This window comes from Pseudomonas sp. CCC4.1 (assembly GCF_035019225.1).
GTDB lineage: Bacteria > Pseudomonadota > Gammaproteobacteria > Pseudomonadales > Pseudomonadaceae > Aquipseudomonas > Aquipseudomonas bubulae.
Window position 1 is genome coordinate 1 of the sequence record NZ_JASJWL010000056.1, and the last position, 24,981, is coordinate 24,981.

27 protein-coding genes and 1 tRNA gene are annotated in these 24,981 nt (G+C 59.4%); 7 read left to right on the plus strand and 21 right to left on the minus strand.

Annotated features, from left to right (window positions below; genetic code table 11):
* Nucleotides 1-414 (minus strand): serine O-acetyltransferase EpsC (gene epsC / locus QN377_RS18285; RefSeq protein ID WP_323567647.1); only part of this gene is annotated, 414 nt, incomplete at its 3' end.
* A gap of 2 nt (nucleotides 415-416) precedes the next feature.
* Nucleotides 417-1,187, minus strand: coding sequence for a tRNA (cytosine(32)/uridine(32)-2'-O)-methyltransferase TrmJ (gene trmJ, locus QN377_RS18290; RefSeq protein WP_095018331.1), 771 nt, complete (start codon nucleotides 1,185-1,187; stop codon nucleotides 417-419).
* Nucleotides 1,188-1,331: 144 nt separating this feature from the next.
* Here trmJ and suhB point away from each other — a divergent pair, with 144 nt between their 5' ends.
* Nucleotides 1,332-2,147, plus strand: a complete 816-nt coding sequence (gene suhB / locus QN377_RS18295; RefSeq protein ID WP_016779599.1) for an inositol-phosphate phosphatase — start codon at nucleotides 1,332-1,334, stop codon at nucleotides 2,145-2,147.
* 159 nt (nucleotides 2,148-2,306) lie between these two features.
* Here the strand turns inward: suhB and QN377_RS18300 are convergent, their stop codons facing one another.
* The 6 genes from QN377_RS18300 to queA all read right to left on the minus strand — a co-directional run bounded on the left by QN377_RS18300 (nucleotide 2,307) and on the right by queA (nucleotide 8,381).
* Nucleotides 2,307-2,834 carry a glycine zipper 2TM domain-containing protein gene (locus QN377_RS18300; RefSeq protein ID WP_095001472.1) on the minus strand — a complete coding sequence of 176 codons (528 nt, stop codon included), beginning with the start codon at nucleotides 2,832-2,834 and terminating at the stop codon, nucleotides 2,307-2,309.
* Between the two features lie 121 nt (nucleotides 2,835-2,955).
* Nucleotides 2,956-3,870: a protein translocase subunit SecF gene (gene secF, locus QN377_RS18305; protein ID WP_095001473.1), complete on the minus strand. Its 915-nt coding sequence runs from the start codon at nucleotides 3,868-3,870 to the stop codon at nucleotides 2,956-2,958.
* 9 nt (nucleotides 3,871-3,879) lie between these two features.
* Entirely contained in the window at nucleotides 3,880-5,748 is a 1,869-nt protein-coding gene (secD, locus tag QN377_RS18310) for a protein translocase subunit SecD (RefSeq protein WP_095001474.1), read from the minus strand.
* Between the two features lie 66 nt (nucleotides 5,749-5,814).
* Nucleotides 5,815-6,150 carry a preprotein translocase subunit YajC gene (gene yajC, locus QN377_RS18315; RefSeq protein WP_095001475.1) on the minus strand — a complete coding sequence of 112 codons (336 nt, stop codon included), beginning with the start codon at nucleotides 6,148-6,150 and terminating at the stop codon, nucleotides 5,815-5,817.
* 42 nt (nucleotides 6,151-6,192) lie between these two features.
* Complete coding sequence (gene tgt, locus QN377_RS18320; RefSeq protein WP_083369874.1) at nucleotides 6,193-7,308, minus strand: tRNA guanosine(34) transglycosylase Tgt; 1,116 nt, start codon at nucleotides 7,306-7,308, stop codon at nucleotides 6,193-6,195.
* Nucleotides 7,309-7,319: 11 nt separating this feature from the next.
* Complete coding sequence (queA, locus tag QN377_RS18325) at nucleotides 7,320-8,381, minus strand: tRNA preQ1(34) S-adenosylmethionine ribosyltransferase-isomerase QueA (RefSeq protein ID WP_095025428.1); 1,062 nt, start codon at nucleotides 8,379-8,381, stop codon at nucleotides 7,320-7,322.
* A gap of 106 nt (nucleotides 8,382-8,487) precedes the next feature.
* Between queA and QN377_RS18330 the strand changes: the two genes are divergently transcribed.
* Nucleotides 8,488-8,572: transfer RNA gene (locus QN377_RS18330), tRNA-Leu, on the plus strand.
* A gap of 147 nt (nucleotides 8,573-8,719) precedes the next feature.
* Here the strand turns inward: QN377_RS18330 and QN377_RS18335 are convergent.
* Nucleotides 8,720-9,091: a hypothetical protein gene (locus QN377_RS18335; protein WP_169916827.1), complete on the minus strand. Its 372-nt coding sequence runs from the start codon at nucleotides 9,089-9,091 to the stop codon at nucleotides 8,720-8,722.
* A 145-nt stretch (nucleotides 9,092-9,236) separates the two neighbouring features.
* Here QN377_RS18335 and QN377_RS18340 point away from each other — a divergent pair, with 145 nt between their 5' ends.
* On the plus strand, nucleotides 9,237-9,566 hold the full coding sequence (locus tag QN377_RS18340; protein ID WP_095001478.1) for a hypothetical protein: 330 nt from the start codon (nucleotides 9,237-9,239) through the stop codon (nucleotides 9,564-9,566).
* Here QN377_RS18340 and QN377_RS18345 read toward each other — a convergent pair whose 3' ends face one another.
* The 3 genes from QN377_RS18345 to QN377_RS18355 all read right to left on the minus strand — a co-directional run bounded on the left by QN377_RS18345 (nucleotide 9,567) and on the right by QN377_RS18355 (nucleotide 11,249).
* Complete coding sequence (locus QN377_RS18345) at nucleotides 9,567-9,950, minus strand: cytochrome c family protein (RefSeq protein WP_322213515.1); 384 nt, start codon at nucleotides 9,948-9,950, stop codon at nucleotides 9,567-9,569.
* Nucleotides 9,951-10,041: 91 nt separating this feature from the next.
* Nucleotides 10,042-10,602, minus strand: coding sequence for a DUF924 family protein (locus QN377_RS18350; protein WP_322213517.1), 561 nt, complete (start codon nucleotides 10,600-10,602; stop codon nucleotides 10,042-10,044).
* Between the two features lie 29 nt (nucleotides 10,603-10,631).
* Nucleotides 10,632-11,249 (minus strand): LysE family translocator, encoded by a 618-nt coding sequence (locus QN377_RS18355; protein WP_016779589.1) that lies wholly within the window; start codon nucleotides 11,247-11,249, stop codon nucleotides 10,632-10,634.
* A gap of 170 nt (nucleotides 11,250-11,419) precedes the next feature.
* Between QN377_RS18355 and QN377_RS18360 the strand changes: the two genes are divergently transcribed.
* Nucleotides 11,420-11,872, plus strand: coding sequence for an Lrp/AsnC family transcriptional regulator (locus QN377_RS18360; protein ID WP_095018326.1), 453 nt, complete (start codon nucleotides 11,420-11,422; stop codon nucleotides 11,870-11,872).
* A gap of 122 nt (nucleotides 11,873-11,994) precedes the next feature.
* On the opposite strand, the gene QN377_RS18365 is transcribed toward QN377_RS18360, so the two are convergent.
* The gene (locus QN377_RS18365; protein WP_322213519.1) at nucleotides 11,995-12,912 is read right to left on the minus strand and encodes a LysR family transcriptional regulator; all 918 of its coding nucleotides are present in this window, start codon (nucleotides 12,910-12,912) and stop codon (nucleotides 11,995-11,997) included.
* A 117-nt stretch (nucleotides 12,913-13,029) separates the two neighbouring features.
* Here QN377_RS18365 and QN377_RS18370 point away from each other — a divergent pair, with 117 nt between their 5' ends.
* The gene (locus tag QN377_RS18370; protein ID WP_153327970.1) at nucleotides 13,030-13,917 is read left to right on the plus strand and encodes an SDR family oxidoreductase; all 888 of its coding nucleotides are present in this window, start codon (nucleotides 13,030-13,032) and stop codon (nucleotides 13,915-13,917) included.
* An 87-nt stretch (nucleotides 13,918-14,004) separates the two neighbouring features.
* Here the strand turns inward: QN377_RS18370 and uxuA are convergent, their stop codons facing one another.
* The 6 genes from uxuA to QN377_RS18400 form a co-directional block, all read right to left on the minus strand.
* Nucleotides 14,005-15,180, minus strand: coding sequence for a mannonate dehydratase (gene uxuA / locus QN377_RS18375; protein WP_095018325.1), 1,176 nt, complete (start codon nucleotides 15,178-15,180; stop codon nucleotides 14,005-14,007).
* A gap of 17 nt (nucleotides 15,181-15,197) precedes the next feature.
* The gene (locus tag QN377_RS18380) at nucleotides 15,198-16,649 is read right to left on the minus strand and encodes a mannitol dehydrogenase family protein (protein ID WP_322213522.1); all 1,452 of its coding nucleotides are present in this window, start codon (nucleotides 16,647-16,649) and stop codon (nucleotides 15,198-15,200) included.
* A gap of 11 nt (nucleotides 16,650-16,660) precedes the next feature.
* Complete coding sequence (locus QN377_RS18385; protein ID WP_095001485.1) at nucleotides 16,661-17,953, minus strand: MFS transporter; 1,293 nt, start codon at nucleotides 17,951-17,953, stop codon at nucleotides 16,661-16,663.
* 137 nt (nucleotides 17,954-18,090) lie between these two features.
* Nucleotides 18,091-19,119, minus strand: a complete 1,029-nt coding sequence (locus QN377_RS18390) for a Zn-dependent oxidoreductase (protein ID WP_322213524.1) — start codon at nucleotides 19,117-19,119, stop codon at nucleotides 18,091-18,093.
* 76 nt (nucleotides 19,120-19,195) lie between these two features.
* A complete protein-coding gene (gene manD / locus QN377_RS18395; protein WP_095001487.1) occupies nucleotides 19,196-20,407 on the minus strand; it encodes a D-mannonate dehydratase ManD in 1,212 nt (403 codons plus the stop codon).
* Between the two features lie 4 nt (nucleotides 20,408-20,411).
* Nucleotides 20,412-21,413 (minus strand): sugar kinase, encoded by a 1,002-nt coding sequence (locus tag QN377_RS18400; protein ID WP_095001488.1) that lies wholly within the window; start codon nucleotides 21,411-21,413, stop codon nucleotides 20,412-20,414.
* A gap of 211 nt (nucleotides 21,414-21,624) precedes the next feature.
* On the opposite strand from QN377_RS18400, the gene kdgR reads away from it, so the two are divergent.
* A complete protein-coding gene (kdgR, locus tag QN377_RS18405; RefSeq protein ID WP_095018322.1) occupies nucleotides 21,625-22,410 on the plus strand; it encodes a DNA-binding transcriptional regulator KdgR in 786 nt (261 codons plus the stop codon).
* 152 nt (nucleotides 22,411-22,562) lie between these two features.
* The gene (locus QN377_RS18410) at nucleotides 22,563-23,405 is read left to right on the plus strand and encodes a hypothetical protein (protein WP_095001495.1); all 843 of its coding nucleotides are present in this window, start codon (nucleotides 22,563-22,565) and stop codon (nucleotides 23,403-23,405) included.
* Here QN377_RS18410 and QN377_RS18415 read toward each other — a convergent pair.
* Together QN377_RS18415 and QN377_RS18420 are read right to left on the minus strand one after the other, a co-directional pair.
* The gene (locus QN377_RS18415) at nucleotides 23,341-24,099 is read right to left on the minus strand and encodes an SDR family oxidoreductase (RefSeq protein WP_322213530.1); all 759 of its coding nucleotides are present in this window, start codon (nucleotides 24,097-24,099) and stop codon (nucleotides 23,341-23,343) included. The two genes, QN377_RS18410 and QN377_RS18415, sit on opposite strands and share 65 nt — an antisense overlap.
* Nucleotides 24,100-24,119: 20 nt before the next feature.
* Nucleotides 24,120-24,857 (minus strand): sulfite exporter TauE/SafE family protein, encoded by a 738-nt coding sequence (locus QN377_RS18420; RefSeq protein WP_095018319.1) that lies wholly within the window; start codon nucleotides 24,855-24,857, stop codon nucleotides 24,120-24,122.
* Nucleotides 24,858-24,981: the final 124 nt, after the last annotated feature.

The window sequence follows — 24,981 nt, forward strand, 5'->3', positions numbered from 1 at the left end:
AGATGTGTATAAGAGACAGACCTTGGCGCCCGCCCCTACCACGACACCATTTTCCAGAGTGGGGTGGCGCTTGCCCTTGTTCCAGCTCGTACCCCCCAGGGTCACACCCTGATACAGGGTCACGTCATCCCCGATTTCGGCGGTTTCACCAATCACGATACCCATCCCGTGATCAATAAAGAAACGACGCCCGACCTTGGCCCCCGGGTGAATTTCAATCCCGGTCAGCCAGCGCCCGAAGTTGGACACCAGACGAGCCAGCCACTTCCAGCCAGCCTGCCACAACAGCGCCGACAAGCGGTGAATCCAGATCGCATGCATCCCCGGGTAGCACGTCAGCACTTCAAAAGCATTACGGGCTGCAGGATCACGGCGAAACACACTTTGGATATCTTCACGCAGACGCTCAAACATCATTAATCCTTGCGCTTGAGCAGCTCGCCACGGGCTGCTTTTTGGGTTTCGGTGAGAATGCCACGCAAAATATTCATCTCGGCACGACTGACAGCACTGCGACCGTAGAGCCGACGCAGACGCGCCATGAGGTGGCGCGGCTTTTCCGGATCCATGAATTCGATAGCTACCAGGGTTTGCTCCAGATGCTCATAAAAGCGCTCCAGCTCATCCATGGTGGCCAGCTCGCCACTCTTGGTGGACGCCACCTCTTCTTTCTCGATCTTGCTCGGCTGCCCCTGGGCCGCCAGCCAGGCCATGCGGATCTCGTAGCTGAGCACCTGCACGGCCGCGCCGAGGTTCAGGGAACTGAATTCGGGATCAGAGGGGATATGCACATGGAAGTGACAACGCTGCAACTCGTCATTGGTCAGACCGGAGTCTTCACGACCGAACACCAGCGCGATTTCCGCACCCTGGGCCGCCTCTGCAACCACTTTCTGCCCGCACTCGCGCGGATCCAGCAGCGGCCAGGGGATACGACGGTCGCGGGCACTGGTACCCAGCACCAGATTGCAGCCCACCAGGGCATCTTCAAGGGTCGCGACAACCTGTGCATTTTCCAGAATGTCACCGGCGCCCGAGGCGCGCGCGTCGGCCTCATGGTGCGGGAACACCCTCGGCTCAACCAGAACCAGCCGCGACAACCCCATGTTTTTCATGGCACGCGCAGCACCGCCGATGTTCCCGGGATGGCTGGTATTGACCAGAACGACACGAATATTAGGCAGCAAAGGAAGCGCTCACAGACCAGCAAAAGGGAGCAAATCTTACCTAAGCAAAACGTCATAAGCTACGAAAGCTAACGCAAACCTTCATCTACCAAAGTTTTCTGATAGAATATTCGGCTTTCTTTAACAACCTTAGGTGAAACGTCCATGCAGCCCATGCTGAATATCGCGCTGCGCGCCGCCCGCAGCGCCAGTGAATTGATTTTCCGCTCCATCGAGCGCCTGGATACCATCAAGGTTGACGAAAAAGACGCCAAGGATTACGTCTCTGAAGTCGATCGTGCTGCTGAACAGAAAATCATCGACGCCCTGCGCAAGGCTTACCCGACGCACGGCATCCTCGGTGAAGAAACCGGCATGCACCCAGGCAGCGGTGAAGGTGAAGACTACCTGTGGATCATTGACCCACTGGATGGCACCACCAACTTCCTGCGCGGCGTTCCACACTTCGCCGTCAGCATCGCCTGCAAATACCGCGGCCGCCTTGAGCACGCAGTGGTTCTTGACCCGGTTCGCCAGGAAGAATTCACCGCCAGCCGTGGCCGTGGCGCCCAACTGAACGGTCGCCGCCTGCGTGTTAGCGGTCGTACCAGCCTGGAAGGCGCCCTGCTGGGTACCGGGTTCCCGTTCCGTGACAACCAGATGGACAACCTGGACAACTACCTGGGCATGTTCCGCAGCCTGGTTGGCCAGACTGCCGGCATCCGTCGCGCAGGCGCTGCCAGCCTGGATCTGGCCTACGTGGCTGCAGGTCGTTTCGATGCATTCTGGGAGTCGGGCCTGTCCGAGTGGGACATGGCTGCAGGCGCACTGCTGATTCAAGAAGCAGGCGGCCTGGTCAGCGACTTTACCGGTAGCCACGATTTCCTTGAAAAAGGTCATATCGTTGCCGGTAACACCAAGTGCTTCAAAGCTGTCCTGACTGCAATCCAGCCTCACCTGCCAACCTCGCTGAAACGCTAAGCGAATACCGCAGACAAAAAAAGCACCCTTCGGGGTGCTTTTTTTTTGCCTTGCAATTACCCCACCCTGTGGGAGCGGGCTTGCCCGCGATAGCATCACCGCGATTTGCCTGACAGACCGAGCTGCCTGCATCGCGAGCAAGCCCGCCCCCACAAGAATTTAATTCAGGATCAGCTTGCCTTCCTTGTCCACGGCAATTTCATTGCCCGGCTCGTGATCCATACGCACCTTGCCTTCCTTGCCATTGAGCGAATAGCGCACGTCATAGCCGACGACCTTGCTGCTGATGTCATTGACCGTGTTGCAACGCGTCTGGGTCGTGGTGTAGGTATCACGCTCCTGCATGCCTTCCTGCACCTTGTTACCGGCATAACCGCCACCCACCGCACCGGCAACCGTCGCGATCTTTTTGCCGTTACCGCCGCCCACCTGATTACCCAGCAAGCCGCCGGCGACAGCACCAATCACGCTGCCGACAATCTGATGCTGATCCTTGACCGGCGCCTGACGCGTCACAGTCACATCCTTGCACACCTCACGCGGCGTTTTGATCTGCTGGTTGACCGGCACAACGGCCAGCACCTGCGCAGACTCAGGGCCTTTCACCAAGCTGTAAGTGGCAAAAGCACCACCGGCTGTAACACCGACAGCACCCAGTACAGCACCCACCAGCAATGACTTGTTCACGTGAACCTCCAGACCATCTTAAGTGGGAACAGTCCCACACCAATCCTGGAGTTGGAGCACAAAAAAAGGCGCGAGTTCAATAACTCGCGCCTTTTAGGTGACAGTCGTCGATAACTATTGGTTATGGACGATCATCAACTTCCTTCTCACTCGCCGCAGGCGGGATCAGATCCTCTGCACTGAGATTCAGCCAGATCAGCACCACGTTGGCGATGTAGATCGACGAATAAGTACCCGCCAGAACACCCACGAACAGGGCAATCGAGAAGCCCCACAGGTTGTCGCCACCGAAAATCAGCAATGCGGCAATGGCCAGCAAGGTGGAGATCGATGTCGCCATGGTGCGCAGCAAGGTTTGCGTGGTCGAGATATTGATGTTGTCGATCAGGCTGGCCTTGCGCAGAACCCGGAAGTTCTCGCGCACCCGGTCAAATACCACAATGGTGTCGTTGAGCGAGTAACCGATGATCGCCAGCACCGCCGCCAATACCGTCAGGTCGAAGGTGATCTGGAACCACGACAGCACGCCCATGGTCACGATCACGTCGTGAACCAGGGACACGATCGCGCCGACAGCGAACTTCCACTGAAAGCGGAAGGCCAGGTAAAGCATGATGCCGCCCAGCGCCATCAGCATGCCGAGGCCGCCCTGGTCGCGCAGCTCTTCACCCACCTGCGGGCCAACGAACTCGACGCGCTTGATCACCGCCGGATTGCTGGTATCTGCCTGACCCAGCGCAGCCGCTACCTTGTTGCCCAGCAACGGATCATCGCCGGGCATACGCACCAGCAAGTCGGTCGTCGCACCAAAGCTCTGCACCACGGCATCGTGGAAGCCGGCCGAAACCAGTTCGTTACGCACCTTGGTCAGATCAGCCGGCTTCTCGTAGGTCAGCTCGATAAGCGTACCGCCGGTGAAGTCCAGGCCGTAGTTCATGCCCTTGTGGAACATGCTGAACAAGGCCAGCACGGTAAGCAGTACAGTGACGCCGAACGCTACGTTGCGAACGCCCATGAAGTTGATTGTACGTAACATGGCAGCCCCTTAAATCCACAACTTCTTGAAGTCCCGACCGCCATACACCAGGTTGACCAGTGCGCGGGTGACCATAATGGCCGTGAACATCGAGGTAAAGATACCCAGCGACATGGTCACCGCGAAGCCTTTAACCGGCCCGGTACCCATGGCGAAGAGGATCCCGCCGACCAGCAGGGTTGTCAGGTTGGAGTCAACGATGGCGGTAAAGGCACGGTTGAAACCTTCGTTGATCGCCCGCTGCGGTGTCATGCCATTGGCCAGCTCTTCACGTATACGCGAGAAGATCAGTACGTTGGCATCGACCGCCATACCCATCGTCAACACGATACCGGCAATGCCCGGCAGGGTCAGGGTTGCACCCAGCACCGACATCAGCGCCAGCAGCAAGACCATGTTGCCCGCCAGTGCCACCGTCGCGATCACACCGAAGAAACGGTAGATGGCGATGATGAAGATCGACACGAACAACATGCCCCACAGCGATGCATCGACACCCTTGGTAATGTTGTCAGCACCCAGGCTCGGGCCAATGGTGCGCTCTTCAGCGAAGTACATTGGCGCGGCCAGACCACCGGCACGCAACAGCAGTGCCAGCTCGGAAGCCTCACCCTGGCCATTCAGACCGGTAATCCGGAACTGACTGCCCAGCGGCGACTGGATGGTCGCCAGGCTGATGATCTTCTTCTCTTCTTTGAACGACTGAACCGGTACGTCCTTCTCGACACCGTCAACCACTTGCTTGGTGTAAGTCGTCACCGGCTTCTGCTCGATGAAGATTACCGCCATGCTGCGACCAACGTTGCTGCGCGTCGAACGACTCATCAGCTCGCCACCGTGACCATCAAGCTTGATGTTCACTTGTGGCCGGCCGTGCTCATCAAAGCCTGCCTGAGCATCGGTTACCTGGTCACCGGTGATGATCAGACCACGCTCGATTTGCGCGCCAGGACGGTTACCTTCACGGAACTCGAAAGTTTCGGACGTCGCTTTGGAAGCGCCCGGCTCGGCCGCCAGACGGAACTCAAGGTTGGCCGTCTTGCCCAGGATACGCTTGGCTTCGGCGGTGTCTTGCACGCCCGGCAGCTCAACCACGATGCGGTTGGCACCCTGACGCTGAACCAGAGGCTCGGCAACACCCAACTCGTTGACCCGGTTACGGACGGTTGTCAGGTTTTGCTTGATGGAATATTCACGGATTTCCGCCAGCTTGGCCGGGGTCATCGCCAGACGCAGAACCGGCTGACCGTTCAGGTCTGCAGCGGTAATGTCGAAATCATTGAAGCTTTTACGGATCAGGCTACGCGCTTGCTCACGGACAGCTTCATCAGTGAAGCCCAACTGAATGGCACCGTTGAGTTGCGGCAGGCTGCGATAACGCACTTTTTCTTTACGCAACAGGCTTTTGACATCGCTCTCGTACACTTTCATGCGTGCATCGACAGCTTTGTCCATGTCCACTTCCAGCAGGAAGTGCACACCGCCCGACAAGTCCAGACCCAGTTTCATCGGGTGAGCACCCAGACTGCGCAACCATTGTGGCGTGGTCTGTGCCAGGTTGAGCGCTACGACATAATCGTCACCCAGAGCCTTGCGTACAACATCCTTGGCTGGCAACTGGTCGTCTTTCTTGACCAGGCGCAGCAAACCACCTTTGCCGTTCTGGGCCAGGGAAGCACCCTTGACTTCAATGCCTGCATCCGTCAGCGCCTTGCTTGCGCGATCCAGATCAGCTTGAGTGACCTGCAGGGCCGTGCTCGCACCCGACACTTGAATGGCCGGATCATCAGGGTACAGATTGGGAGCGGAATAAATAAAACCGATCGCCAGCACTGCCAGGATCAGTATGTATTTCCACAGAGGGTATTTGTTCAGCATCAATCACGCCGCCCGCTTAAAACGCGGGGCGCCTTGCGCGCCCCGTCGATTGTTGAAAGTTGAAACTTAGATCGCTTTCAGCGTGCCTTTAGGCAACGTGGCTGCAACCGAGCCTTTCTGAATTTTCAGCTCGACAGTGTCAGACACTTCGATGACAACAAAAGCATCGGAAACCTTGACGATTTTGCCGGCGATACCGCCAGTGGTCACGATTTCGTCGCCTTTTTGCAGGTTACCCAACAGGGCTTTCTGCTCTTTAGCGCGCTTGGCCTGTGGACGCCAGATCATCAGGTAGAAGATGACCAGGAAGCCGACCAGGAAGATCCATTCAAAACCGCCACCCATTGGGGCAGCAGCAGGTGCAGCAGCGTCCGCGAAAGCGGAAGAGATGAAAAAGCTCATTAAGCACTCCAGTTGCAATGTTGTTTCTTAAAGGTCCGAAACTCAGTCCAAGGGCGGCACAGGCAGCCCGCGCTTGGCATAGAAGGCGTCGACAAAGGTGGCCAATGTACCCTGTTGAATAGCCTCGCGCAAACCAGCCATGAGCACCTGATAGTGGCGCAAATTATGGATGGTATTGAGCATGCTACCCAGCATTTCGCCGCACTTGTCCAGGTGATGCAGATAAGCGCGGGAGAAGTTCTGGCAGGTGTAGCAATCGCAGGTCGGATCCAGCGGCGAATCATCATGGCGATGGAACGCGTTGCGGATCTTGATTACACCCGTGTCGATAAACAGATGCCCATTGCGGGCATTGCGGGTTGGCATCACGCAATCGAACATGTCCACACCGCGGCGCACACCCTCAACGAGATCTTCCGGCTTGCCAACCCCCATAAGGTAACGAGGTTTGTCAGCAGGCATCATCGCCGGCAGGTAATCCAGCACCTTGATCATTTCGTGCTTGGGCTCGCCGACCGACAAACCGCCGATGGCCAGGCCGTCGAAGCCGATCTTGTTCAGGCCTTCGAGCGAGCGCTCGCGCAGGTTCTGGTGCATGCCGCCCTGAACGATACCGAACAGTGCCGCCGTGTTGTCGCCATGGGCATTCTTGGAGCGCTGCGCCCAGCGCAACGACAGCTCCATGGAGACACGGGCAGTGTCTTCATCGGCCGGGTACGGGGTGCATTCGTCGAAAATCATCACCACGTCAGAGCCCAGATCGCGCTGGACCTGCATCGACTCTTCGGGGCCCATGAACACCTTGGCACCATCTACCGGCGAAGCGAAGGTCACACCTTCTTCCTTGATCTTGCGCATGGCGCCCAGGCTGAACACCTGGAAACCGCCGGAGTCGGTCAGGATCGGGCCCTGCCACTTCATGAAGTCGTGCAGGTCGCCGTGTTTTTTGATGACTTCAGTGCCTGGGCGCAGCCACAGGTGGAAGGTATTGCCCAAAATCATCTGCGCGCCGATCGCTTCGATATCGCGGGGCAGCATGCCCTTGACCGTACCGTAAGTACCGACCGGCATGAACGCTGGGGTTTCAACCACACCACGGGGGAAGGTCAAACGACCGCGACGAGCCTTGCCATCAGTGGCCAGCAGCTCGAAGGACATACGACAGTTGCTCATGCTTGATCCTCTGGGGCCGGGGCTGGAGCCGTCGGCGCAGGATTGCGGGTGATGAACATTGCATCACCGTAACTAAAGAAGCGGTACCCATGCTCAACCGCAGCCTTGTAGGCCGCCATGGTTTCGGGATAACCGGCGAATGCCGAAACCAGCATCAGCAGCGTGGATTCCGGCAGATGGAAATTGGTCACCAGCGCGTCAACCACATGAAAGGGTCGACCGGGGAAGATAAAGATATCGGTATCGCCACTGAACGGCTTGAGCACGCCATCACGCGCGGCACTTTCCAGCGAACGCACGCTGGTGGTACCCACGGCGATCACCCGTCCGCCGCGCGCACGGCATGCAGCCACGGCATCGACCACATCCTGGCCCACTTCGAGCCATTCGGTGTGCATATGGTGATCTTCAAGACGCTCGACCCGCACCGGCTGGAATGTACCCGCGCCCACGTGCAAGGTCACGAATGCCGTCTCGACGCCTTTGGCGGCGATGGCCTGCATCAGCGGCTCATCAAAGTGCAGCCCTGCCGTTGGCGCCGCGACGGCACCCAGGCGCTGGGCGTAGACCGTTTGATAGCGCTCGCGGTCCGAACCTTCGTCCGGGCGGTCGATATAGGGCGGCAATGGCATATGCCCGACACGGTCCAGCAGCGGCAATACCTCTTCGGCAAAGCCCAGCTCGAACAGCGCATCGTGACGCGCCAGCATCTCGGCTTCGCCACCGCCATCAATCAGGATCTTCGACCCGGGTTTTGGCGACTTGCTGGAACGCACATGGGCCAGCACGCGGTGGCTGTCGAGCACCCGCTCAACCAGAATTTCCAGCTTGCCGCCCGAGGCCTTCTGGCCAAACAGACGGGCCGGAATCACCCGGGTATTGTTAAACACCATCAAATCGCCCGGACGCAAATGTTCAAGCAAATCAGTGAATTGACGATGTGCCAGTACGCCGCTCTCCCCGTCCAGGGTCAGCAGGCGACTGTTGCGGCGCTCCGCCAAAGGATGGCGTGCGATGAGCGAATCAGGGAGTTCGAAAGTAAAGTCAGCAACGCGCATGATAGGTTTCGTCTAGCAGGGCCGGGGAGTTTAACGGACTTGGCAAAAATAGACCAATAAGTTGTTGACCGACCTAAACCTCATCTCTATACTTCGCCGCCATTGAGCCCTGATGGCGGAATTGGTAGACGCGGCGGATTCAAAATCCGTTTTCGAAAGAAGTGGGAGTTCGATTCTCCCTCGGGGCACCAAACATAGATTCAAGGTGCCGCTCAATGCACCCTGGATACACAGAGAAACCGGCCACCGCGCCGGTTTTTTTGTGCCTGCGATTTGTCCCGCCCGGGCTGACCTGCTTGCCCTCAGCCCGTACCCCCATCACCCACAGGTTATGGCGCTCAAGATTGCGGAACGCGCTCGATATAGGATTTGAAGCACTGCCCCTTCACCTTGTTGCTGAACTTTTCTGCAGCAGCCCATTTTTTTTCTTTTGTATCTTCTATCGGGTATGCCTGGGCATCGCGCACAAACAGCACGCGCATCTTCCTGGTGATGTCTGAAGGCTCATGGTAGGCATCGTAGACATAATCTACGGGCCTGCCCTCCTGTCGACTCAACATGATTGAGGCCGCATCAAGTGCCCAGCCGTCGCAATAAGACACTTCGCCGTTACTGAACTGGATAACGCCGTCCTTCATGGTCCAGGCCCCGACTCCGCCCGCTGCGAGCAAGCCCATTGCAGCTACCAGGGCTGACGCTGTCTTGCGCATGTTCATCTTCCTTCCCTGAAAAAACCGGAGGGTATCACCGCATCAACCTAAATGCCGAAAGCCTCTTGTGCTGCCCCTTGGCCTTTTTTTTCGCCAGCAGAAAAGCGATGATCGCCGCCCGGCATCAACGTAGAGGATCTTTTCGATGGAATTGCCACTGGAATCAGTCGCCCTTTATGCACTCAAGCTGGCGTACGAGTCCGAAGGTTCGAGCCCGATTTTGCGCGACGACCCGGCCATGAGCGACTATCAACGCGATGTCTTTGCCTTTGACCTGCGCAAGGGCGATATGGGCGCCATCCAGGATAAAATCGAGCGCTGTGTGGCACTGGCGCTGGACGCCCTGGGCGGCGCGCAAACGGTCATGGGCCGCGAACTGCAAAAGCTGGCCGCCGGTTTCAGCAGTGCACAGACCCCGGAGCAAATGCACCCGGCGCTGCTAACGCTCAAGGATTACCTCAAGGACGTGCAGTAATCACTGCCCCTGGACGGACTCGATATAGGCCAGCAGATTGTCGATCTTCTCTTGATCGCTGATGCCCCAAAAGATCATCCGCGTGCCGCTCACCACTTTTTTCGGTGCTTCTATATAGGCCGCCAGTTTTTCCCGCGTCCATACAACACCTGAGTTTTTCATGGCGTCGGAATACTGGTAGCCCTCGCTGGTGCCGGCCAGCCGTCCGATCACACCATTGAGTTGCGGACCAAAACCATTGCGGGCGTTTTCGCCGATGCTGTGGCAGCCGCCACAGGTTTTGGTGAACAGCTTGCCCCCCGCTTCGGCATCCCCTGCAGCTATCGCGCCGTGACTCAACAGCGCGGCACAAAGGCTAAGGGTCAACAAGGCTGGGTACTTCATCGGTCACTCCATCAGGTAAGGGTGTTCAGGCTCAGGCGGCAATTATGCCTGCCCGCCAGCGGTTACACCTTGCTGGTGGTCAAGACAGGGCTTACCCGGCAAACCCGCCTTCATCCAGAAACGTACGTTCCTCCACGGTGGTATCGCGCCCCAGCACATGATTGCGATGGGGGAAACGCCCAAAACGCTGGATGATCACGGCGTGTTCTTCAGCCCAGACGCTGGCTTGCGGCCCAAGCCTGTGGTGCAGTTGCAGGGACAGTTGTTGGTCGGCACTGTCTTCGGAATGCTCGAACGGCAAATAACAGAACACTCGCAAGTCGGCCTCGAACGCCTTGTCCATACCGCCATTGATCATCTCCCGCGCATAAAAGCGCGCCAAGGAGTCGGTGGCAAACATATGTGCGGTTCCACGAAAGGCATTGCGCGGGTACTGGTCCAGCAGCAACAGCAACGCCAGGGCGCCTTCAGGTTGCGCCAGCCAGTGCTCCAACTTGCGACTGGCCGCCAGGAAGTGGGCGCTGTAGAAAGTGTCGCGAAACAAGGTGTCGAAGGCTTCATCCTTGGCAAACCAGTGCCTGGGGCCAGCCTTTTTCCAGAACTCGATTACCGCCTGCGGTGTTATTTGCTGATCCTTCCCGGTCGCTGCCACAGTTTATTCCTCAGGTTGTTGGCCAAGCCTCAACTGTAGGCCTGCTCCGCCAGCAGCACCACCGCAATCAGGATCATTATCGCCCCCGATACCCGGCTGACATTCTTTGCAGCACCTGGCCGGGTGCGCAACACGGCGTGGGCACTGAAACCCACCGCCAGATACACCAGCGCACAACTGACCGCATGCAGCCCGCCCAGGGCAATGATCTGTGTCGGTATCGACCAATTCGACAGCGGGTCGGTGAACTGCGGCAAAAGCGCCAGAAACAACAGCAGCACCTTGGGATTGAGGCCGCTGACACACAACCCCTTCCACGCCCAGCGCGACCATGAATCAGACGCCTGCCCCTGCCCGGACTGGGGGGTTGCGGGGTCCCTGAGCATGCACACACCCAGCCAGAGCAAATACAGCGCCCCCGCAACCGTCAGCACGCTGAGGATCATCGGATTGCGCGCCACCAGCCCGCCCACGCCCGCCGCCACAATCACCGTTGCCAGCAAATGCCCCGAGAGCATACCCGCCACCGCTGGCGTCACCAGCCGCCCGCGCATGCCCGCGGAAATCGCATAGGCCCAGTCTGCGCCGGGGGTGATGATAAACAAGAACGATACCGCCCAAAACGCGGCCAGGACGCTGAGAGTCACGGGACATTTCCTTTCTACACTGGAACTTTGATGATGAGAGATGGGGCACAAGCCCCGCGCCGCTGCTTTCTGGGAAGGTCTAAGCGGGCAAAAGAAGAATAAGCAACTGCCGCCAGGATTATCTTTCGTTTATCCTAAGCAACAGTTATTAACGGGAAAGGTTCTTCCATATGGATCGCATTGACAGGAATATTCTTGCGCAGCTGCAAGCTGATGGCCGACTTTCCCTCACCGAACTCGCAGAACGGGTGGGTTTGAGTCTCTCACCCTGCCATCGGCGCGTACGGGCGCTGGAAGACTCGGGGGTGATTCTTGGCTATCGCGCCCTGCTGGCGCCCGGCGAACTGGGACTTAACTTTTCCGCCATGGTATTTGTCACCCTGCGCGAAGTGACCCGTCAGGCGATTGCCGATTTTGAAGCGGCAGTGATCGAGACCTCGCAGATCGTCGACGCACAAAGGCTGTTTGGTGACCCGGACTACCTGCTGCATGTGGTCGCCGCCGACCTGCCGGCCTTCCAGCAGCTCTACGATGAGCGCCTGACCTCACTGCCCAATGTGCAACGCCTGACGTCCACGCTGGTAATGAAGCGGGTTATTCAGGACCGGATGCTGCCGTTGTGAGGCGGCATAAAAACATGTGGGGGCTGGCTTGCCTGCGATGCAGACGATGCGCTGTCACTGTAAAACCGCAGTGATCCAATCGCGAGCAAGCCCGCTCCCACAGGACGAGTGCAACCCGCCAATTAATCCGCCAACGGCATCAGCCCGACGGTCAGGGCATCAAGCAAAGCACTGACCTTGGGCAGGGCCTTGCGGCTTTTTGGCCACACCAGGTTGATCGCCAGCCCCTCGCTCGCCAGATGCGGCAGCACCTGCACCAGTGAACCATCAGCCAGATGCTGCTTGATCAGCCAGGTGGGCAGTTGGGCGATGCCGCATCCCGCCAGCACTGTCATCACTTGCCCTTCACCATCTCCTACGATGTACCTGGCGGGCATCACCCGGCGCTCTACCTCTCCGGGGCGGCTGCCTGCGAAGTTCCAGGGGCTGACCGTGCCGTCGGCCCGCCCATAGGCCACACACTGGTGATGCTCCAGATCGCGGTCGGTCACAGGCGTGCCGTGAATGTTCAGATAAGCCGGCGCAGCACAGAACACATGCCGCTCACGCCCCAGAAAACGATGCTCCAGCGCCGCTGGCCAGATATCCGGCCCACCGACCCGCACGACAATATCCACACCCTCTTCGACCGGGTCGATAAAGCGGTCGGAGAACGAAATATGCGGCAGCAGCAGTGCGTGTTTTTGCACAAACTGCAAAATCACCGGCAACGCCTGCAAACGCCCGAAGGCCGCCGGCAAGTCAATGCGGATCCTGCCCTGCGGCTCGGCATTGTCGGCCTGCATGGCCAACTCGGCCTCCTCCAGTTCGGCCAGAACCCCGGTACAGGTCCGGTAAAAAGCCGCTCCGCCATCGGTCAATGCCAAGCGCCGCGTGGTGCGCTGGAACAAGCGCACCCCAAGCCTGCCTTCCAGCCGGGCGATGCCCTTGCTGATCGCCGAGGCCGTCAGGTTCAAACGCTCGGCAGCAGCCCTGAAGCTGCCCGAGTCGGCGACACAGACAAATACATCGATACCTTTCAGGCGCTCGGAAGCAAACATGCACGCCCCTCATTAGTGAATTCAGTTCATCTTATTAGATAAAAGGCATCCTAAATACGCCAGCAATTCCCCAGTAAGCTTTTACACCACGAACTTACTCAAGCATCAGGCGTATTTATGACTTCGCACAAACCCACCGTTTTAATCACCGGCGCCACCGGCCAGATCGGCGGCGACACCCTGCGCAACCTGCTGGCTGACAAGACCATTACCCTGGTCGCGGCCGTGCGCTCCCACGCCAAGGCCCAGCCATTTACTGCACAGGGCATTCGCACCGTGATCATGGATTTCGACCAGGAACACACCCTGGCCCCGGCGCTGGAGGGTATCGACCGCGCCCTGCTGGTCACCGGCTACACCGTGGACATGCTGCGCCAGAGCAAGGCATTCATCGACCAGGCGAAAAAATCCGGCGTGCAGCATTTGGTGCATCTGGGCGCCTGCGGGCGGGACGACACCACCATCGGCCACTGGGCCTGGCACCAGTTTGTAGAACGTTATATCGAGTGGTCCGGTTTCTCGTTTACCCATTTGCGTCCCGAGTGCTTTATGCAAAACCTGCTCAGCTACGATGGCACCCGCGCAGTCATCAACGGAGTGATCGAGCAGTACACCGGTGATACGCGGTTCAGCTGGGTTGACGGCGAAGATGTGGCCCGGGTGGCCGCACAAGCTTTGTTGCACCCGCAAAAGCATGCAGGTCAGACCTATCGACTGGGCTACGACGTACAGTCCTATGGCGATATCGCCGCGATCATGACCCGCCTGCTGGGCCAGCCATTTCGTTATGACGCACAGTCACCGGACGTATTTGTGCAGAACATGCGCGCGGCAGGTGCAGAAATGGCTTATATGACCTGCGTACAGGACAACTTCACGCGCATGGCCGCCGGGCAAATTCCCGGGGTTGAAGAAACCTTCGACAACTTCAGCCAGATCACCGGGCGCCAGCCGGTGCGCTGGGAAGACTTTGTGCAAAAGCACCGCAAGATGTTTGCCTATTGATTCAACCCTGTCGCCGCTGCCACAGGCTGCGATGGGGCGCGCAGCCAGCGGCAGTGGCTACAGGTCAGCTGTGCAAGGCAAACGGTGTCACGCCAGTTGCTGGCGCATCGCCATTTCCACCCCGCGAATCTCGGCCAGGCCCTTGAGGCGACCGATCAGCGAATAACCCGGGTTGCTCTTGCGGTGCTGGTCATCGAGCAACTGATGACCGTGATCCGGGCGCAGCGGCAAGCGCGGGCCGCCCTCACGTTCACGACGCAGGTCCTCGGCCACCAGCGCACCGATCACCCCGACCATGTCCACATCCCCTCCCAGGTGATGGGCTTCGTGGAAACTGCGCGGATCGGCCTCGCGGCGGGTCGAGCGCAGGTGGGTGAAGTAGATGAAGGGCGCAAACTGTTTGGCCATCGCCACCAGATCATTGTCTTCACGCACGCCATAAGACCCGGTGCAAAAAGTCAGGCCATTGGCCGGGCTTGGCGCGGCATCCAGCAACCATTGCGCATCTGCGGCAGTCGACAGGATACGCGGCAGGCCCAGCAACGCCCGCGGCGGATCGTCCGGGTGGATGGCCATGCGCACACCCACTTCCTCTGCGACCGGAATCACTTCACGCAAGAAATGCCCCAGGTGCTCACGCAACTTCGCCTCGTCGATCTCGGCGTAGGTGCGCAGCAAGGCGCGGAAATCTTCCAGGCTGTAGTGCTCTTCTGCGCCAGGCAGACCGGCAATCAGCGTGTTGACCAGGCTGGTATTCTGCTCGGGGGTCAGCTTTTCAAAGTAGGCCCTGGCTTGCGCGATATCCTCGGCACTGTACTCGGCCTGCGCCTCCGGGCGCTGGAGGATAAACAGGTCAAATGCGGCAAAGGCGGTCTGGTCAAAACGCAGGGCCCAGCCACCGTCATCCATCTCCCAGGCCAGGTCGGTGCGGGTCCAGTCCAGCACCGGCATAAAGTTGTAGCAGACGATATCAATGCCGCAACTCGCCAGATTGCGCACGCTTTGCTGATAGTTGGCGATGTACTCGTCACGGCGACCACAGCCGCGCTTGATGTCTTCGTGCACCGGGATGCTTTCCACCACCGACCAGGTCAGGCCAGCGTCTTCGATCATCTGCTTGCGTGCCGCAATCGCTGCCACCGGCCATACCTGGCCATTGGGGATGTCGTGCAAGGCAGTGACAATCCCGGTGGCTCCGGTCTGGCGCACATCTGCCAGTGAAATCGGATCCTGGGGGCCAAACCAGCGCCAAGTCTGTTCCATGTCTATCTCCCTTCTTGTTAGTTATGTGCTGCAAAAGTTTTTAGCTGAGCCGCCATACCGGCCTGCTCAATGGCGCTGTAAGCGCGCTGCACCGCATCGCGAAAGGCCGACCGCGCCGACAGCGCGAGCGGGAATACCTGCTCCAGATCGAGAAAGGCATCGACGCGCTGTGCCCCGTCAAGGCTGCCCGCCAGATCGGCAAACGTGGCGCTTAGCGGATCATCGACCACATGGGCTTCACGGCCCGGCAAAGGCCGGGTGCAGTAGTGAATCCAGGCTGCAACCCCCAGCGCGATACAGTCAACGTCGCGCCCCGCTTCAAGCAGTGCCTGTGCACCCTGGAGCCAGCGCTGCGGCAGTTTTTGCGAACCATCCATGGCGATCTGGCGCAACCGGTGTTGCAGGCTGTCATTGGCAAACCGCGCGCACAGGTCACGGCCATAACTCGTTACGTCGATCTGCGCCGGCATATCCAGCGTCGGTGCGGCCTCTTGGGCCATATAGCGCTGGATAAACAACAGCAAATCAGGATCGCTGATGGCCTCGAATACTGTCTCGTGGCCCGCCAGCAAACCGATATAGGCCAGCAGCGAATGGCTGCCGTTGAGCATGCGCAGCTTCATGGTCTCGAACGGCCGTACATCCGCGACCATCTGCACGCCGTCCAGCTCCCAGTCCGGGCGCCCCTGGGGGAAGTGATCCTCGATCACCCACTGGCTGAAGCTTTCACACACCACTGCCGCGGGGTCCTGGCAGCCAAGCTGCTGCAGGTCGCTGAACGCCTGCGCATCCATGGCCGGAACAATGCGGTCGACCATGCAACCGGGGAATGCCACGTGCTGCCCGATCCAAAGCGCCAGCTCACTGCCTTTAACCGCCAACCCCATGACCGCCTGACGGGTGCGCTGGCCGTTGTCCGGCATGTTGTCGCAGCACAGCACGGTAAAGGCCGGGATACCCGCCTGGAACCGGCGGCGCAGGGCCTCCAGCACAATCCCCGGTGCCGTACGTGGTGCTTGCGGGTGGGCAAGGTCGTGGATAACGCCCGGGTCTTGCAGGCGTAACTGGCCAGTGGCCGGGCTCAGGCAATAACCTTTTTCGGTAACCGTCAGGGTCACAATCCGCGTCTGCGGATCGGCCATGCGCTGCAACAGCTGCTCCAGTTCCGCGCCGCCATCACCGGCGTACAGGGCCTCACGCAATACCGTGATCTCGCGCAACGTCACCTGCTCGCGGTCACGATACTCGGCCACCGAGTAACGGCATTGCTGCTCGCGCAACTGCTCTACCAGGGTCCGGTTGGAACGCAGGTTGGCGCTGCACAAGCCCCACGGACCCTCACCGTGACGGTTGTGATGGCGTTGCAGATAGACCGCCTGGTGAGCACGATGAAACGCCCCCAGGCCCAGATGCACGATCCCGATTTCAGCTGCTGCGGCCACTGCGGGTACTGGTTGAATCACAGGCATCGACAGGCTCCTCAAGGATGGCTCAGGGCGGCAGCCGGCAAGACGCTGCCTGCTGGTGGTACGGCTTCATCGATCACCGGCAGTGGTTTGACATAGCGCGCTACACATACTGCACCGATGATGGTCAGCACACCGGCCAACAGGAAGGCGCTGGTGAACGAACCAGTGAACTGCACCAGGAAGCCGGTCAGGGTCGGACCGATAATGCCCGAGGTGTTGGCCAGAAAATGCATGAAGCCACTGACTCCGCCGACGCGGGCAGCAGGTACCGTGTCCTGGATGATTGCCCAGTAAATGGCACCGGTGAGGTACAGAAAGAACACCGCCAGGGCCACCAGAATCACGGCCGGGTACAGGGTGGTGACGAGCCCGGCAAGGCCGATGCACACGGCACAGGCCAGCAGACAGGTCACCAGTACCACTTTGCGTGAAAACATCATCCGCCCGGTTTTCTTGAACACGAAGTCGGAAATGAAACCGCCCAGTGCCAAACCGAGGAAGCCCAGCAACCATGGAATGACCGTGGCGATACTCATCTCTTTAACGTTGAGGCCGTGGGCCATCGTCAGGTAGCTGGGGAACCAGGTCAGAAAGAAGAACAGTGTGTAGTTGTACGAAAAGAACGCCAGCGAGGTGAACAGCACGGTCGGCTGCTTGAGGTAGTAACGCAGCGGGTGCACCGGCTGCGCCGCCATCTCGCTCTGGCCTTCGCCTTGCGCAATCTCTTCGGCAACCTTGCCGGTGGGCTTGTCCTTGACGAATTTGTACCAGACCGCCGCCCACACCAGGCCAATCAGCATGATGATGATGAACGACACCTTCCAGCCGTAGCTGATGGCGATAAAGCCCACTACCGGTCCGGAAATCGCCCCCCCCAACGGGGTGCCGGACATGGAGGAACCCAGCGCCCGCGCCCGTTGCTTGGGGGTGTACCAGTTGTTGACCATCTTGCTGGTGGTCACGCTCAACGGGCCTTCACCCATGCCGAACAGGATGCGGATAAACACCAGCGACATAAAGCCGACGGTCAATACCGTCAGACCGCTGAACAACGACCACAGCACCATGGCCAGCAGCAGTGTGGTTTTCGCCCCGTAGCGGTCAGCAGCCCAGCCGCCGATAAAGTTGAATGCCGCATAGCCGACGAAAAAACTGCTGAAAATCATGCCCATCTCACCCGTGGTCAGACCGTAGTCTTTCTGGATGAAGGGGGCGGCCACAGACAATGCCGAGCGATCCAGGTAGTTAATAACGCCTGCCAGGAACAGCATGATGATGACTAAGGTACGACCTTGACCAAACATTGGAACCTCCCGCTTGTTTTTGTATTCGGTGAGGGTGCCCGCTGGGGGCACGTGTATCGGTTGAATCCTTGACGCCGAAAGCCGTAACGCCTGACCTGTAGCCGCCGGAAGCGCAGCGCGGCTGCGCTTCTGAACGGCTACAGGGCGCTGTTGAGTTGCACCAGCACCTTGCGGGTCTGCTCGGGGTGGTTTTCGATCAGGGCAATCGCTTCGGGCATTTCATCGAACTGGATGCGGTGGCTGATCATTTCCTGAACCTGCAACTTGCCGCTGGCAATCAGTTCAATCACCCGCGCGAACTTGCGGTTGTTGAGCCGCGATCCCACCAGGGTCAGTTCTTTCTTGATCATTTCCAGCTGCACCAGATCGGTGGGCGTGGTGCTGAAACCCAGCAGGCCGATACGGCCGGCCGGTGAGGCAATACGCACCATTTGCGGCATCAGCGCCGGGATGCAGGCAGCATCGACAATCAGTGGCACGCCTTCGCCATGGGTCAACTCGCGTATCGTCGCCTCTACATCCACTTCCTTGCCGTTGAGGGTGCGGCTGGCGCCCAGGGCGCGGGCGGTTTGCAGGCGCTCGTCAATCACGTCAGTCACGGTAATGTCGGTCAGCCCCAATGCCCGGGCCATTTGCACCAGGGTCAGGCCGATCACCCCGGCGCCGTAGATCAGCAGGCTGTCGCCGGGGTGCGGCTGCATGCGATCCAGCACGTTAAGGGCAATGGAGTACGGTTCCACCAGCGCGGCATGGCTCAGCGACATAGTGTCCGGCAGGCGATAAACATTGCTCGCAGGCACGCAGACTTGCTCACTGAAACCACCGTCACGGTGCACACCGATCACTTGCAGTTGGGTGCACACATTGGGCCGATTGATGCGGCACGGGTAGCAGGTACCGCAACTGATCACCGGGTCGATGCACACACGGTCGCCGACCTTGATCTGCGCAACGTCTGCACCCACTTCGCTGACCACTCCGGAAAACTCATGGCCGGTAATCCGAGGGAAGCGCACAAAGGCGTTTTGCCCGTGAATGATGTGCAGGTCCGAACCGCAGATTCCGGCATAGGCGACGTCGACCCTGACTTCACTGCGAGACAGTTGCGGGACATCGACCTGGGCCAGGCCGAATTCAAAGGGAGCTCTTACTTGAAACGCTTTCATCGGGTAACTCCTGCCAGGACATGACGCCCCGTTTTTTATAGTTATTAAACAGTCGAGCAATCAGCTTTAAGCGGTATTACCAGTGCCAGAGCGTGCCATCTTCCAGGCGGTTGACCGGCAGGCTGGCGCGCTTGTAGGGGTACCTGGCAGCCAGTTCTTCGTTGATGTCGACGCCATGGCCCGGGGTTTCACCCGGGGTGAAATGGCCGTCCTCAAAGCGATAGGCATGGGGGAAGACATCATCAGTCAGCGGGTCGTGGGGCATGTGCTCCTGAATGCCGAAGTTGGGCACCCAGGTATCGAAATGCAGCGCCGCGCCCATGGTCACCGGCGACAGGTCGGTGGCGCCATGAAAGCCGGTGCGCACCTGGTACAACGCGGCAAAGTCGGCGATCCGCCGTACATGGGTAATACCGCCCGCGTGAACCAGGGTGGCGCGGATATAGTCGATCAGTTGTTCCTGAATCAGCTCGCGGCAGTCGTGAATCGAGTTGAACACTTCACCCACCGCCAGCGGGGTTGTGGTGTGCTGGCGGATAAGTCGAAATGCCTCCTGGTTTTCTGCCGGGGTGCAGTCTTCCAGCCAGAACAGGTTGAAAGGCTCCACAGCCTTGCCCAGGCGCCCCGCTTCGATCGGTGTCAGGCGGTGGTGAACGTCATGCAGGATGTGCAGGTCATCGCCAAAGCGCTCGCGCACGGCGGCAAACAGCTTGGGTACATGATTGAGGTACTTGGCGGTGTCCCAGACATGCTCTGCTGGCAGGTCGCTGTCGGCCGGTTCATAGCGTTCGCCACTGCGCTTGGCCACGCCATAGGTGGTGGCAATGCCCGGAATGCCGCATTGCACACGCACCGCCTTGTAGCCCAGTTCCACATGACGGGCCACTTCGGCCAGGCAGCCTTCGATGTCCTTCCCCGTGGCATGCCCGTAGACCATTACCCGCTCGCGGCTTTTGCCGCCGAGCAGCTGGTACAGGGGCATGTTGGCTGCCTTGGCCTTGATGTCCCACAGTGCCACGTCAACGGCGGCAATGGCGGTCATGGTCACAGGGCCACGGCGCCAGTAGGCACCGCGGTAAAGGTACTGCCAGATGTCTTCGATACGTCGCGCATCACGTCCGATCAACGCGGGCAGCACGTGTTCTTCGAGGTAGGCGACAACCGCCATTTCGCGGCCGTTCAAAGTCGCATCGCCAATGCCGTAGACCCCCTCGTCAGTGACGATTTTCAGGGTGATCAGGTTGCGACCCGGACAGGTGACAATCACGCGTGCTTCAACAATTTTCATCGGTTCAGGCCTCGGCGACAGAAGAAAATACAGGCATGTTCAGGCTTGGCATGGCCGCTGCGGGAATCAGCGCGCCGGGATGCTGCACCACTTCTGCGGCCAGCGTGTGCCCCCAGCGCGCAGCCTGTTGCGGCTCACCGCCTTGCAAGCGGCAGGCAAGGTACGCAGCACTGAAAGAGTCACCTGCCGCCGTGGTATCGACGATCTGCCGCACCTGTTCGGCGGGCACCTCGAAACGCCCGGTCGGGCACTGGATAAGGCACGAAGCCGGGCCACGCTTGAGAGCCACTTCGCCCACACCAAACCGGGCATAGGCGCCAAACAGGGCTTCGGGATCGGCATAGCCGAACAACGCAGCATCGTCTTCCCAGGTGATCAGCGCCAGATCGGTCAGGCGCAGCATGTCGCTGTACGCCTTGCGTGCAGAAGACGCATCTGGCCACAGGTGTGGGCGGTAGTTGTTGTCAAAGACAATGCGCGTGCCGCTCTGGCGAGCCTGGCCCAGGGCCTGCATCAGGCGCTCGCGGCCGCCGGCGGTGAGGATCGCCAGGCTGATGCCGCTCAGGTACACATAGTCGTAGTCGGCCAGGGCGCGCAGTACGTCATCGGCTTCTGGTCCGTCGAAAACCCGTCGGGCGGCGGCTTCTCCGCGCCAGTAGGCAAAGCGGCGTTCACCCTGGTCATCGGTCTGGATGAAATACAAACCGGGCAGCGCGTCCTTGATCACTCGCACATGCTGATCGCCGACACCCTCATCACGCCAGAGCTGGCGCATGGCAACGCTGAAAGCGTCTGCGCCGATGGCGGTTACATAGTCGGCAACAATACCGTTGCCAGCCCCCAGACGTGACAGATAGACCGCTGCATTGAGCGTATCGCCGCCAAAGGTCTGGCTGAAAAGCGCTCCTGGCAGGCCGCGCATCTCAATCATGCACTCGCCCACCAGAGCGACTCGTCGGGGGTGGGGCAAATCGGCCTGTGGGCAATGCCCGAGGGTTACCGTCATCACTTCGCGCCTTGTTTTTATGGGTCGCTTGGCGTCGATACAGGCACGGGTCGTGTCCTTGCATCGAGCTGATTATTATTTTCGGAACGGCGTTTCATTTCATTGCTTGAGGGCGAGTTTAATCAAAATCCCCGCACCGTCAAGAAAAATGAAACAGCGTTTCGTTTCCCTACGGTATATCCTTGTTTTTTTCATTTGCGTTGGAGCCTTCATGGACAACAGCACCACCCAGAACAATGAACTGGTCTCTGCAGTCGGCCGCACCATGGCCGTGCTTGAAGCGCTGGCCGAGCACCCGGAAGAGAGTGGCGTGTCCGAAATCGCGCAAAAACTGGATATGTCAAAAAGTACGGTCTATCGCTTTTTGCAGTCGCTCAAGGCCCGTGGTTATGTGGTTCAGGATGCTGAAGACCGCTACCGCCTGAGCGTGCGGTTGTTCGAACTGGGTGCCCAGGCCCTGCCCCATCTGGATATCGTGCGCGAAGCCGAGCCGGGGATGCGCCGGATCAACGAACTGACCGGGGAAACCGTGCACCTGGGCATCCTCGACGAAGGCAGCATCGTCTACGTGCACAAGATCGACTCCAAATACAACCTGCGCATGTATTCGCGTATCGGCCGTCGGGCGCCGCTGTACTGCACCGGCATCGGAAAGGTGCTGATGGCCTGGCTGAAAGAGGATGAGTTGCTGGCACATTTGCGCGAAGAGAGCTTCGAGCGGCGTACCGCCAACACCCTCACCAGCATCGACGAATACCTGCAGGAACTGGCTGTGGTACGCCAGCAGGGTTATGGCGAAGACCATGAAGAATTTGAAGACAACATGCGTTGTTTATCAGCCCCCATCCGCGACCGTTTCGGCCATGTGATTGGCGGCATGAGCGTATCCTTCCCGTGCTTTCGCTTTCGTGAGGAACTGAAACAGGACTACGTCAAACAACTGATGGAAGCCTCGCAGCAGGTTTCAAGTCAGTTGGGCTGGCATCCGCAAGGTTAAAGTAGGGGGCTGTTGCGCTGTGTGGTAAAGCGCAGCCCCTGCGCTAACGCGAATACAACCCAACTGCAATAAACACCTTGAATGCGATAAACTGCCCGCCGTTTAAAAAACGGCAAGGACTTCACCGGCTAGCCTCTCGCACAAGGATCGTCATGTTCAAACCCTCTTTCCCCCTCGCCCTGACAGCGGTGCTGCTTGCAGGTTGCCAGTCAGCGACCATTGACCCCGATAGCCCGCCCAAGCTCACCCAAGCCCAGGAAAAGGAGCAGGCGGTACAACGCGGTGTGTATGAAAAACTGATCAGCAGTGTGCTCGCCCGTGAGGGCGACCTGGCTAATGCCCAAGGGCGCGATGGCAGTTTCAATCTGATGCTGACCCTCGATGACAAGAACCGCATCATTGGCTGCGGCACTCAACCCAACAAGAAAGTGGATGCCAGGGTTTACCCCTACAATCGCAAGCTGGCTCTGGACCTGCGGTCGATCTGCTGGACAGCGGTGTTCCCCGAGCTGCCCTCGTCACTGATCGACCCCAAGAGCAAGACGGCAAGTGTCGTGGCGCCGGTTCTGGTGTATCCATTGGTTGGGCTTTCCCCCGAGACCCGGGCACGGCGCGATGCGGCTTTGCAGGACAAGGCGCAAAACGACTTTTTGTTCAAGCAACTGCTCGCGCCGATGCCCATCGACAGCATTGGTGTCGCCACGCTGATGATGATGACTGACAGCACCGGCCAGGTGCGCGAATGTGCCGCCAGCCTTGATCCGCACGCCATGCGCCCTTCTGAGTTCAGGCAGGACGATGGGTTGCTTGCAGGACTGGTTCAGCGCTGCAAGCAACTGGACTTGAGCGCCATGCCGGGCTTTGTGCCCAACACCCAGGGCATGAGCAGCGCGTTTTATCGCGTCGAGTACACGCCCTGGAAAGCCGGGCTCAAGCCCGCTCAATCGCAAAGTTGTTCCACGACTGGCTCACAGGCATCAACTCAAGGCTGTTGATATTGATGTGCGCCGGCTGGTTGAGAATCCAGAAAATCGTTTCGGCTATGTCCGCTGGCTGAATCGCCTGGGCGCCGGCGTAGACCGAATCATATTTGGCCTTGTCCCCGGCAAAGCGCACCAGCGAAAACTCGCTCTCGCACAGGCCAGGTTCAAGGTTGGTGACGCGCACGCCGGTACCCTGCAGGTCACAGCGCAGGTTCAATGAGAACTGCCGCACAAAGGCTTTGCTCGCGCCATACACATGACTGCCAGGGTACGGCCAGTTACCGGCAATAGACCCCAGATTGACGATGCCTGCCCCGGCACCGTGAGCGATCAACCGTGGCAGCAGCAAGCGCGTGCTGTACAGCAGGCCCTTGATATTGGTGTCGACCATGGTCTCCCAGTCATCCAGCGAGCACTCGGGGGCTGGCGCGGTGCCTAATGCCAGCCCGGCATTATTGATCAGCCCGCGTAACCTGCTGAATTCCGCAGGCAGATGTTCAATGGCCTGCGCCATCGCGACACGGTCACGCACGTCCACCACCAGCGGCAAGATTCTGGCTTGCGCACACAGCTCGTCAGCCAGTGCATGCAGGCGCTCGGCCCGGCGACCGGTAAGCACCAGCGACCAGCCTGCGGCAGCAAAACGACGGGCACAGGCTTCGCCAAAACCGGACGTGGCACCGGTAATAAAAACAGTCGGCATCATAGACAGCTCCTTGGGATCGATCAGGACCACGACCGGCCCAGCAGACCAACGCCTGCCAGCACCAGCAATAGCCATTGGGTAAAACGGGCGGCCTGTTCGGCCTGGATACGCGCGAACAATTGTTGCCCCAGCCACAGCCCCAGCAGCAGCGCAGGCAGCATCAGCAATGCCTGCCGGCCTGTGCCGGGGGGGATGGCCAAAGCCACCGCCAGCCCGGCCAGCGCCGCAAGATCGACGGCAAAAAAGAACATGATCAGCGTCGCCCGCAACGCCCGGGCCCGCAACCCGCAGTGGCTGAGCCACGCCACTACCAGCGGCCCGCCAATACTGAATGCGGCGATCAACGCCCCGCTGCTGCCCCCCACCAGCCAGGCACCGGCGCGACCCTCGCCCATCGGCAGGCGAATACGCGCCAGACCCAGAATCGCCAGTAGCCCCACCAACAGGTAGACCCCCACTGTCAGCCCACCGCTGTCGATACCCGTCAGCAACCAGATACCGCACGGCACTCCGCACGCGGCCGCCAGCAGCAGGCGTTTGAGCAGCGGGTAATGCGCCTCGCGCCAGGCACTGCGCAACAGCATCACACTGGACCCCACCTCCAGAAACAGCACCAGCGGCACCGCCTGTTGCAGCGACCCGAGCATCGCCAGCCCGACCACGGCAATGGCCGCAAAACCAAACCCCGTGAGCCCGCGCACCACAGCCGCCACCAGTACGCACAGCGCACTCAGGGCCCAACTTGCTTCAGGGTTCATACACTGCTCCAGGGTGCTCAATGGCGCCACTGTAGTCAGCCGCGCGCCCCGAGGCTTAGATCCAGTCGGGGCTTTCGATGGGGCCAGAACTGGCCCTATCGAAAACCCCATCTGGATCTAAGGA

Bases quoted from the DNA above. Each gene is read 5' to 3' on its own strand.
- suhB (WP_016779599.1), top strand. From the start codon at position 1,332: ATGCAGCCCATGCTGAATATCGCGCTGCGCGCCGCCCGCAGCGCCAGT.
- secF (WP_095001473.1), bottom strand. From the start codon at position 3,870: ATGTTACGTACAATCAACTTCATGGGCGTTCGCAACGTAGCGTTCGGC.
- secD (WP_095001474.1), bottom strand. From the start codon at position 5,748: ATGCTGAACAAATACCCTCTGTGGAAATACATACTGATCCTGGCAGTG.
- yajC (WP_095001475.1), bottom strand. From the start codon at position 6,150: ATGAGCTTTTTCATCTCTTCCGCTTTCGCGGACGCTGCTGCACCTGCT.
- tgt (WP_083369874.1), bottom strand. From the start codon at position 7,308: ATGTCCTTCGAGCTGCTGGCCACTGATGGCAAGGCTCGTCGCGGTCGT.
- queA (WP_095025428.1), bottom strand. From the start codon at position 8,381: ATGCGCGTTGCTGACTTTACTTTCGAACTCCCTGATTCGCTCATCGCA.
- QN377_RS18335 (WP_169916827.1), bottom strand. From the start codon at position 9,091: ATGCGCAAGACAGCGTCAGCCCTGGTAGCTGCAATGGGCTTGCTCGCA.
- QN377_RS18340 (WP_095001478.1), top strand. From the start codon at position 9,237: ATGGAATTGCCACTGGAATCAGTCGCCCTTTATGCACTCAAGCTGGCG.
- QN377_RS18345 (WP_322213515.1), bottom strand. From the start codon at position 9,950: ATGAAGTACCCAGCCTTGTTGACCCTTAGCCTTTGTGCCGCGCTGTTG.
- QN377_RS18360 (WP_095018326.1), top strand. From the start codon at position 11,420: ATGGATCGCATTGACAGGAATATTCTTGCGCAGCTGCAAGCTGATGGC.
- QN377_RS18365 (WP_322213519.1), bottom strand. From the start codon at position 12,912: ATGTTTGCTTCCGAGCGCCTGAAAGGTATCGATGTATTTGTCTGTGTC.
- QN377_RS18370 (WP_153327970.1), top strand. From the start codon at position 13,030: ATGACTTCGCACAAACCCACCGTTTTAATCACCGGCGCCACCGGCCAG.
- uxuA (WP_095018325.1), bottom strand. From the start codon at position 15,180: ATGGAACAGACTTGGCGCTGGTTTGGCCCCCAGGATCCGATTTCACTG.
- QN377_RS18380 (WP_322213522.1), bottom strand. From the start codon at position 16,649: ATGCCTGTGATTCAACCAGTACCCGCAGTGGCCGCAGCAGCTGAAATC.
- QN377_RS18385 (WP_095001485.1), bottom strand. From the start codon at position 17,953: ATGTTTGGTCAAGGTCGTACCTTAGTCATCATCATGCTGTTCCTGGCA.
- QN377_RS18390 (WP_322213524.1), bottom strand. From the start codon at position 19,119: ATGAAAGCGTTTCAAGTAAGAGCTCCCTTTGAATTCGGCCTGGCCCAG.
- manD (WP_095001487.1), bottom strand. From the start codon at position 20,407: ATGAAAATTGTTGAAGCACGCGTGATTGTCACCTGTCCGGGTCGCAAC.
- QN377_RS18400 (WP_095001488.1), bottom strand. From the start codon at position 21,413: ATGACGGTAACCCTCGGGCATTGCCCACAGGCCGATTTGCCCCACCCC.
- kdgR (WP_095018322.1), top strand. From the start codon at position 21,625: ATGGACAACAGCACCACCCAGAACAATGAACTGGTCTCTGCAGTCGGC.
- QN377_RS18410 (WP_095001495.1), top strand. From the start codon at position 22,563: ATGTTCAAACCCTCTTTCCCCCTCGCCCTGACAGCGGTGCTGCTTGCA.
- QN377_RS18415 (WP_322213530.1), bottom strand. From the start codon at position 24,099: ATGATGCCGACTGTTTTTATTACCGGTGCCACGTCCGGTTTTGGCGAA.
- QN377_RS18420 (WP_095018319.1), bottom strand. From the start codon at position 24,857: ATGAACCCTGAAGCAAGTTGGGCCCTGAGTGCGCTGTGCGTACTGGTG.